This window comes from Sporichthya sp. (assembly GCF_013815995.1).
Lineage (GTDB): Bacteria > Actinomycetota > Actinomycetes > Sporichthyales > Sporichthyaceae > Sporichthya.
This window is the reverse complement of record NZ_JACDFE010000227.1, coordinates 1-7,345: the sequence shown is the minus strand read 5'-3', so window position 1 is coordinate 7,345 and position 7,345 is coordinate 1. Positions and strand designations below refer to the sequence as shown.

General features: G+C 72.9%; 11 protein-coding genes and 1 riboswitch. Of the genes, 6 read left to right on the top strand and 5 right to left on the bottom strand.

What is annotated here, in order from left to right; genetic code table 11:
* Positions 1 to 68 precede the first annotated feature (68 nt).
* Entirely contained in the window at positions 69 to 1,022 is a 954-nt protein-coding gene (locus tag H0X00_RS19810; protein ID WP_293774182.1) for an SGNH/GDSL hydrolase family protein, read from the bottom strand.
* Positions 1,023 to 1,118: 96 nt separating this feature from the next.
* On the opposite strand from H0X00_RS19810, the gene H0X00_RS19805 reads away from it, so the two are divergent.
* A complete protein-coding gene (locus H0X00_RS19805) occupies positions 1,119 to 1,241 on the top strand; it encodes a zf-TFIIB domain-containing protein (RefSeq protein WP_293774180.1) in 123 nt (40 codons plus the stop codon).
* A 62-nt stretch (positions 1,242 to 1,303) separates the two neighbouring features.
* Positions 1,304 to 2,287 (top strand): phytoene/squalene synthase family protein, encoded by a 984-nt coding sequence (locus H0X00_RS19800; protein ID WP_293774179.1) that lies wholly within the window; start codon positions 1,304 to 1,306, stop codon positions 2,285 to 2,287.
* Here H0X00_RS19800 and H0X00_RS19795 read toward each other — a convergent pair.
* The 4 genes from H0X00_RS19795 to H0X00_RS19780 form a co-directional block, all read right to left on the bottom strand.
* Entirely contained in the window at positions 2,182 to 2,520 is a 339-nt protein-coding gene (locus H0X00_RS19795; RefSeq protein WP_293774177.1) for a lycopene cyclase domain-containing protein, read from the bottom strand. The genes H0X00_RS19800 and H0X00_RS19795 overlap by 106 nt on opposite strands.
* Positions 2,517 to 2,834: a lycopene cyclase domain-containing protein gene (locus H0X00_RS19790; RefSeq protein WP_293774176.1), complete on the bottom strand. Its 318-nt coding sequence runs from the start codon at positions 2,832 to 2,834 to the stop codon at positions 2,517 to 2,519. Before H0X00_RS19790 ends, H0X00_RS19795 begins: the two co-directional genes overlap by 4 nt.
* A 232-nt stretch (positions 2,835 to 3,066) precedes the next feature.
* Positions 3,067 to 3,720 carry a thiamine phosphate synthase gene (thiE, locus tag H0X00_RS19785; RefSeq protein WP_293774174.1) on the bottom strand — a complete coding sequence of 218 codons (654 nt, stop codon included), beginning with the start codon at positions 3,718 to 3,720 and terminating at the stop codon, positions 3,067 to 3,069.
* Entirely contained in the window at positions 3,720 to 4,103 is a 384-nt protein-coding gene (locus H0X00_RS19780; RefSeq protein ID WP_293774172.1) for an Rv2175c family DNA-binding protein, read from the bottom strand. Before H0X00_RS19780 ends, thiE begins: the two co-directional genes overlap by 1 nt.
* Positions 4,104 to 4,140: 37 nt before the next feature.
* A riboswitch (TPP riboswitch) is annotated at positions 4,141 to 4,250 on the top strand.
* On the opposite strand from H0X00_RS19780, the gene thiO reads away from it, so the two are divergent.
* The 4 genes from thiO to H0X00_RS19760 all read left to right on the top strand — a co-directional run.
* A complete protein-coding gene (thiO, locus tag H0X00_RS19775) occupies positions 4,243 to 5,406 on the top strand; it encodes a glycine oxidase ThiO (RefSeq protein WP_293774171.1) in 1,164 nt (387 codons plus the stop codon). (Overlaps the previous riboswitch by 8 nt.)
* Before the next feature lie 10 nt (positions 5,407 to 5,416).
* A complete protein-coding gene (gene thiS / locus H0X00_RS19770; protein ID WP_293774169.1) occupies positions 5,417 to 5,644 on the top strand; it encodes a sulfur carrier protein ThiS in 228 nt (75 codons plus the stop codon).
* A 17-nt stretch (positions 5,645 to 5,661) separates the two neighbouring features.
* Positions 5,662 to 6,450, top strand: a complete 789-nt coding sequence (locus H0X00_RS19765) for a thiazole synthase (RefSeq protein WP_367186706.1) — start codon at positions 5,662 to 5,664, stop codon at positions 6,448 to 6,450.
* Between the two features lie 51 nt (positions 6,451 to 6,501).
* Positions 6,502 to 7,345: protein kinase (locus tag H0X00_RS19760; RefSeq protein ID WP_293774165.1), on the top strand; the 844-nt coding region annotated here is incomplete at its 3' end.

Below are 7,345 nucleotides of genomic sequence, written 5' to 3'. Positions count from 1 at the left end.
CAGCACGCGGATCTTGCGATCCGACGTGGCGTAGTGCGCTTTCGGGGGTCTGTGCTACCTGCGTCGGGTCAGGCCGTCGGGCGGGGGCGGACCACGGCGGCGAGACCGGCGGCGACCGCGGCCTGGCCGGCGGCGTTCGGGTGCACCGGGGCGGCGGGGGCGAGCGGGATGGTCGGCTCGATCCAGCGCGTACCCGGGGCCGTGCACATGTCGTGCCCGAGGCTCGGGGTGTAGGTGTCCAGGTAGGTGTTCTTGGTCTCTGTGGCCGCGGTCGCCAGCGCGGCGTTCAGTTCGCGCTCGACGCCGTCGAGGAACTCGATGTCGTCCGGCGTGAACGGCACCCCGGCCGCGGCGCAGGTCAGGCGGCCGGCGGGCGTGGTCGGGAACAGGTTCGGGTAGCCCACGACGACGACCTGGGCCTGCGGGGCCTCAGCGTTGATGTTCACCAGCGCCTGCTTGATCATCACGCCGGAGGCGGCGATGTCCTCGCTGAACTGCTGGGCGTACCGCGTCCGGCACGGCGCCGGGTCGCCCGCGACGACGTCGCCCAGTTGCGCAGCGCAGCCCGCGACCGCGGTGGCGAACAGGTCGTTGTCGTTGCCGCCGATACCCAGGGTCACCAGCGTGGTGTCCGGGCGCAGCGCGTCCAGCTGCGCGTCGACGCCGGAGAACTGCGCGTCGTAGAGCGACATGGTCTGGGCGCCGCCGCAGCTGACGTCGGTCAACTGCGCCCCCAGCTGCTCCGCGACCAGGTGCGGGTAGTTCACCGCCGAGCGGCCACAGGCGGGCGGGGCGGTGGAGTCCACGGGCGTGACCCCGGGCGCGGAGGTGTAGGAGTCGCCCAGCGCGACGTAGCGGATCCCCGGGGCCGGCGGGGCGGCCGGGGCGGCCGGCTCGACAACCTCCGCCACGGTCTCGGACCCGTTGGGGTCGAGCTCGTCGGCGACGGCCAGCGGGATCGCCACGGCGGCCGCCACGGCGATGGCGGCGGCGATGGGAAGCAGGCGACGGGGACGCACCATGGGGCGACGGTAACGCGCCGGCAGCCGGCGCGTGGCCGATTCGCGACGAGTTGGGAGAATTGGGAACCTCGGCGGCCCGCCGTCCGTTTTGCGCCCGTGAGGGTCCTGACCTGCCCCAAGTGCACTGCCGACATGCGCAGCTACGAGCGCAACGGCGCGACCATCGACCACTGCGAGAAGAAGAAGCGGACCTCGTTCCTGTCGGAGCTGTTCGACTGACCCCCAACGGCCGGCGGCCGCCTGTCCGGGGAATGGGCGGCCGTCGGCGTAATCTTCCCTGCATGCCGTCCCGCGCCGCCCTGGACGCCGCCGGGATCACCGACCCGCGGCTGCGGGCGTCCTACCTTCGCTGCCAGGAACTGCACGCGCGGTACGGCCGGACCTACTACCTGGCGACGCTGCTGCTGCCGCCCGCCCGCCGCCCGCACGTCTGGGCGCTCTACGGCTTCGCCCGTCACGCCGACGAGATCGTCGACGACGTCTCCGGCGCCCAGGCGCAGCGCGCCGAGCACTTCGAGGCCTGGTCGACGGCGCGACTGGCCGAGTTCGAGCGCGGGCACAGCGACGACGAGGTCGGCCGTGCGGCCGTGCACACCGCCCGGACCTGGGACATCCCCCCGGCGCACACCGAGGCGTTCCTGGCGGCCATGCGCGCCGACCTCACCGTGGCGACCTATCCACGTTTCGACGACCTGCTGACCTACATGCACGGCTCGGCCGCGGTCATCGGACTGCAGATGCTCCCGCTGCTGCGTCCGGCCGACCCCGAGGCGGCCGCTGAGCCCGCCCGCGCGCTGGGCATCGCGTTCCAGCTGACCAACTTCCTCCGCGACGTCGGCGAGGACCTGGGCCGCGGCCGGCTCTACCTACCGGCCGAGGACCTGGCCGCGCACGGCGTCACCCGGGCGGACCTGGAACGCGGCGAACACTCCGACGCCATCAGGGATCTGATGGCCTTTCAGGTGACGCGGGCCCGCTCGTGGTACGCCGCCGCCGCCCCCGGCGTGGCGATGCTGCACCCGGACAGCCGGGCCTGCATCCAGGCGGCGACCCGGCTCTACGGCGGCATCCTGAAGGAGATCGAGGCCAATGACTACCGGGTGCTCGACCGCCGGGCCCGGGTCGGTCTGCCGACGCGGCTGCGGGTCGGGGTGGGCGCCTACGCCCGCGCCCGGCGGTCCTGGCGGGCGCCGAGCCAGGTCCACCAACCGAGCGTCCAGAGTGCGAGCGCGAACCCGAACAGCAGATCCTCTGCCGGCGCATAGGCGATCCGCCCGTCGCCGAGGAACTGGGGGTCGGCGTCGCCGATGATCGCGCCGGCGTCGTAGCGGACGATCTCCCGGCCGGTCAGCCAGCCGTTGGTGAGCAGCTGGAAGAACACCACGATCGCGTAGGCGGTCCAGAACGAGGCCCGGGTCAGCAGACGGGTGCGCAGCAGCGCCAGGTCGACCACGACCGCCAGCACGACGCCCAGCAGGGCCAACTGCGTGTAGGTCACGAGAACCTGCGCCGGACCGCGTGCACGGCCTCGAAGGTGAACAGGATCGCCAACGGGATGACCACGAAGAAGGCGACCTCCTCGATCGGGAGTCCGCCCGGCACCTCCGCGCCCACCGTCTGTTCGGCGTCGAAGGACCAGTGATCCTGCGAGACGGCGTAGAAGTCCCAGCACAGGAAGGGGGCCGCCCCGATCAGCAGCGTGAGCGCCAGGCGCCGCCCCTGGGCAAGGACGCGGGCGCCGAGCAGACGCTCCAGCGGCAGCGTCGCGGCCAGAATGGCGACGAGCACCGCGAGGTAGGAGTACTGGCGCACCGGATCAGTTTCCCGGGCGGCCCGACGGTGAGGCGCACCGCAGGGGGTCGATGCGCCTCACACGTCGTTCCTGGCCGGGAACTTCTCGGGGTCTCCGGCTCAACGGCGGACTCAGGGGTTCCGCTGCGAGAAACGGTAGGGATTCCGCGGCCTCGTCGAGGGTGACTTGACGGAGCCTTATCTCGGGGCTGTCACAGGGCGGTAACGAGCCCCTGGGACGGCAAGACCTTCGTCAGGATCCGATCGAACGCAGGCGCGTCGTGAAGGCGGCGGCGGCGGCCCCGGGGTCGTCCGCGTCGGTGATCGCCCGCACCACGACAACCCTTCGGGCGCCCGCCTCGAGCACCTCGTCCAGGTTGTCCAGGTCGATGCCGCCGATCGCAAACCAGGGCTTCGGGGTGCGTCCCGCGACATACCGGACGAGCTCGAGGCCGGCGGCCGGTCGGCCGGGCTTGGTCGGGGTGGCCCACGTCGGTCCCACGCAGAAGTAATCGACCGCCGGATCGGCGATGGCGTCCTCGGCCTGGTCCTCGTCGTGGGTCGAGCGTCCGATCAGGACGTCGCGCCCGAGCAGCCAACGGGCGTCCGGCACCGGGAGATCGTTCTGCCCCAGGTGCAGGATGTCCGCCCGGGAGGCGTAGGCCAGGTCGGCGCGGTCGTTGACCGAGTACAGCCGGCGGTGCCGGGCCGCGGCGTCGGCGAACACCTCCAGCGCGGCCAGCTCGTCGGCGGCTTCGAGGTGCTTCTGGCGCAGCTGCACGATGTCGACGCCGGCCGCCAGGACGGCATCGAGGAACTCGGCGAGATCGCCCTGTTTCTCGCGGGCGTCGGTGCACAGGTACAGCCGCGCCTGCGCGAGCTGTCCCCGGATGCCCGTGACAACCATCAGAACCCGAGGGCCTGTGCGCGCCGCTTCACCTCGGTGCCCCGGTTCGCCCGCAGCGCATCGACCGGTGACCCGGGGAGGTCGTCGTCGGTGAACAGCCAGCGCATCGCCTCCTCGTCCGTGAACCGGGCGTCGAGGAGCAGCACGAGCGTGCCCGGCAGGCTCTTGAGGACGGCGCCGTCCTGGATGAACTCCGCGGGGATCGACAGCACGTCCCGCTCGCCCCGCCGCCGGGCCAGCAACTGCCGGTCCTTCAGGAGCCCGCGCGCCCGCACCACGTCGATGTTCAGCAACTCGGCCACGTCCGGCACGGTCAGCCACCTGGTGACGGCTGACTCGACGATGTCCTGGGTCGTGTCGGTCCCGTCCTGCGTCTCGCTCATGGGCCCCAGCCTGCCAGGAGCCTCAGCCACTAGGCTGAGGGCATTACACGGGAGCTCGGAGGACCGGGCTGAGAGGGAGGCTGTACCCGCCTCCGACCGTCGAACCTGCCGGGTAATGCCGGTGAAGGGAGCACTCGAAGTGGGTGAGCCAACCCCCGATGTCGTCGTGGTCGGCGGCGGGGTGATCGGGCTGGCGACCGCGTGGCGGGCCGCCGGCCGGGGCCTGTCCGTCACCGTCTGCGACCCCGCGCCCGGCTCCGGGGCCTCCACCGTCGCTGCCGGCATGCTGGCCCCGGTCACCGAGGCGCACTACACCGAGCAGGCGCTGCTGCGCCTCACCCTGGACTCCGCCGCCCGCTGGCCGGCGCTGGCCGCCGAGCTGGCCGACGCCACCGGGATCGACCCCGCCTACCGCGAGACCGGCACCGTGCTCGCCGCCGCGGACGGCGGCGACCTGGCGATGGCCGAGGAACTGCACGCCTTCCAGCAATCGCTCGGCCTGAGCGTGGACCGGCTGACCGGACGCGAGGTGCGGACGCTGGAGCCGATGCTGGCGCCGGGGATCCGCGGCGGATTGTTCGTGGCCGGGGACCACCAGGTCGACCCGCGCCGGCTCATCCGCGCCCTGCTGGCCGCGTGCGCCACCACAGGCGTCACCGTGCGGCCCGACCGCGTGAGCGCGGTGCGCACCGACGGCGACAGTGCCACCGGGGTCGTCCTGGGCGACGGCACGTCGCTGGCCGCGGGCCAGGTGCTGCTCGCCGCCGGGTGCTGGACCGGTGCGATCGACGGGGTGCCGGAGGGGGTCCTGCCCACCGTCCGGCCGGTGAAGGGGCAGCTGCTGCGGCTGCAGGTCCCGGAGCAGGCGCGCCCGTTCCTGCGCCACAACCTGCGCGGCATTGTCCGCGGAGCCTCGATCTATCTGGTCCCGCGCGCGGACGGGGAGCTCGTGCTCGGCGCCACCATGGAAGAGCAGGGCTTCGACACCACCGTGACGGCCGGCGCGATCTACGAGCTGCTGCGCGACGCCCGGGAGATTCTGCCCGGCATCACCGAGCTGACGGTCACCGAGACCCAGGCCGGCCTGCGTCCGGCCACCGCGGACAACATGCCCGTGCTCGGGGCGACCGCCCTGCCCGGGTTGGTGCTGGCCACCGGCCACTTCCGCAACGGCATCCTGCTGGCCCCGGTCACCGCCGACGCGGTTGCCGCTGTCCTGGCGGGTGAGGCGACGCCCGAGGTCGCGCGCCCGTTCAGCCCGGACCGGCTGGTCCGCCCCCCTAGCCCGATGGCGGTCCGATGAAAGCAGAGTCATGAAAGAGGGCGAGGGCGGCGGCACCGTCGTGGTCAACGGCACCTCCCGCGACGTCGAGGCCGGCACCACGGTGGCCGACCTCGTCGAGGAGCTGGCCGGGAACCCCAACGCCAAGGGGGTCGCGGCCGCGCTCAACGGCGCCGTCGTCCCACGCGGGCGCTGGCGGCTGCTGGAACTGCAGGACGGCGACCGGGTCGAGATCCTGACCGCGGTCCAGGGAGGGTGAGCGTGAACGTCCGGTCCGTGCCTGCGGGCGACCCCACCGACCCGCTGGTGATCGGCGGCCGCGCGTTCGGCTCCCGCCTGATCATGGGCACCGGCGGCGCCCCCAGCCTGGAGGTGCTGGAGGCCGCGCTGATCGAGTCCGGTACCGAGCTGACCACGGTCGCGATGCGCCGGGTCGACCCCGGGACCCGCGGGTCCGTGCTCGATCTCCTCACGAAGCACGGGATCGCGGTGCTGCCGAACACGGCCGGTTGCCACACCACCGCCGAGGCCGTCCTGACCGCCCGACTGGCCCGCGAGGCGCTGGGCACCGACTGGGTCAAGCTCGAGGTGATCGGCGACGAGCGCACCCTGCTGCCGGACCCGATCGAGCTGCTGGACGCCGCCGAGCAACTGGTCGCCGACGGCTTCGTGGTCCTGCCGTACACCAACGACGACCCGATCCTGGCCCGCCGCCTCGAGCAGGCCGGCTGCGCCGCGGTGATGCCGCTGGGCTCCCCGATCGGGTCCGGGATGGGCATCCGCAACCCGCACAACATCGGCCTGATCGTGGCCGGGGCCGGGGTCCCGGTCGTGCTGGACGCCGGGATCGGCACCGCCTCCGACGCGACGCTGGCGATGGAGCTCGGCTGCGACGCGGTCCTGCTGGCTTCCGCGGTGACCCGGGCCCAGGACCCGGTCGCGATGGCCGTCGCGATGCGCAAGGCCGTCGAGTCCGGGCGCCTCGCCCGGCAGGCCGGCCGCATACCGATTCGGGATCACGCCGAGCCGTCATCGCCTGTTCAGGGCCGTCTGGCCTGGGGCTGACCTTCTGGAGATCCGTCGCTCCGCGTGATAGTCCGACTAAAGTTGCCCCCCATGGGGGAGCCTGCCGACACCCTGGTCGGCACCGTGGTGGACGGGCGCTACCGCGTCACGCGCAAGATCGCGCGTGGCGGGATGGCGACCGTCTACGAGGCCGTCGACACCCGGCTGGACCGGGTGGTGGCGGTCAAGGTCATGCACCCCGGGCTGGCCGAGGACCGTGACTTCGTCGAACGGTTCATCCGCGAGGCCCGCTCAGCGGCCCGGCTCTCGCACCCCAACGTCGTCGCCGTCTTCGACCAGAGCGCCGACTCCGGGACGGTTTTCCTGGCCATGGAGTTCGTCGAGGGCCGCACGCTGCGGGACTGGCTGCGCGACAAGCACCGGCTGACCCCGCGGGAGACCTTCGCGGTCATGGAACCGGTGCTGGCCGCGCTCGCCGCCGCCCATCAGGCCGGCCTGGTGCACCGCGACATCAAACCCGAGAACGTCCTGATCGCCGACGACGGACGGGTCAAGGTCGCCGACTTCGGCCTGGCGCGCGCGGTCACCGCCGGTAGCAACGCGGCGACCTGGGGCGCCCCGACCGGCACGAACACCCTGATCGGCACCGTCGCCTACCTCTCCCCCGAGCAGGTCGAGAAGGGCACCGCCGACCACCGCTCCGACGTCTACGCCGCCGGGATCCTGCTCTACGAGTGCCTGACCGGCCTGCAGCCGTTCTCCGGCGAGACCCCGATCCAAGTCGCCTACCAGCACGTTCACTACGACGTGCCCCGCCCGTCCGACCAGCGCCCCACGCTGCCTCCGGCACTGGATGACCTGGTGCTGCGGGCGACGGCGCGCGACCCGGCCGGGCGGCCCGCCGACGCGTCCGCGCTCCTGGCCGAGACCGGGG

What these genes read in the sequence shown, in the direction of transcription:
- H0X00_RS19810 (WP_293774182.1), bottom strand. Translation starts at nt 1,022, where the DNA reads ATGGTGCGTCCCCGTCGCCTGCTTCCCATCGCCGCCGCCATCGCCGTG.
- H0X00_RS19800 (WP_293774179.1), top strand. Translation starts at nt 1,304, where the DNA reads ATGCCGTCCCGCGCCGCCCTGGACGCCGCCGGGATCACCGACCCGCGG.
- thiE (WP_293774174.1), bottom strand. Translation starts at nt 3,720, where the DNA reads ATGGTTGTCACGGGCATCCGGGGACAGCTCGCGCAGGCGCGGCTGTAC.
- H0X00_RS19780 (WP_293774172.1), bottom strand. Translation starts at nt 4,103, where the DNA reads ATGAGCGAGACGCAGGACGGGACCGACACGACCCAGGACATCGTCGAG.
- thiS (WP_293774169.1), top strand. Translation starts at nt 5,417, where the DNA reads ATGAAAGAGGGCGAGGGCGGCGGCACCGTCGTGGTCAACGGCACCTCC.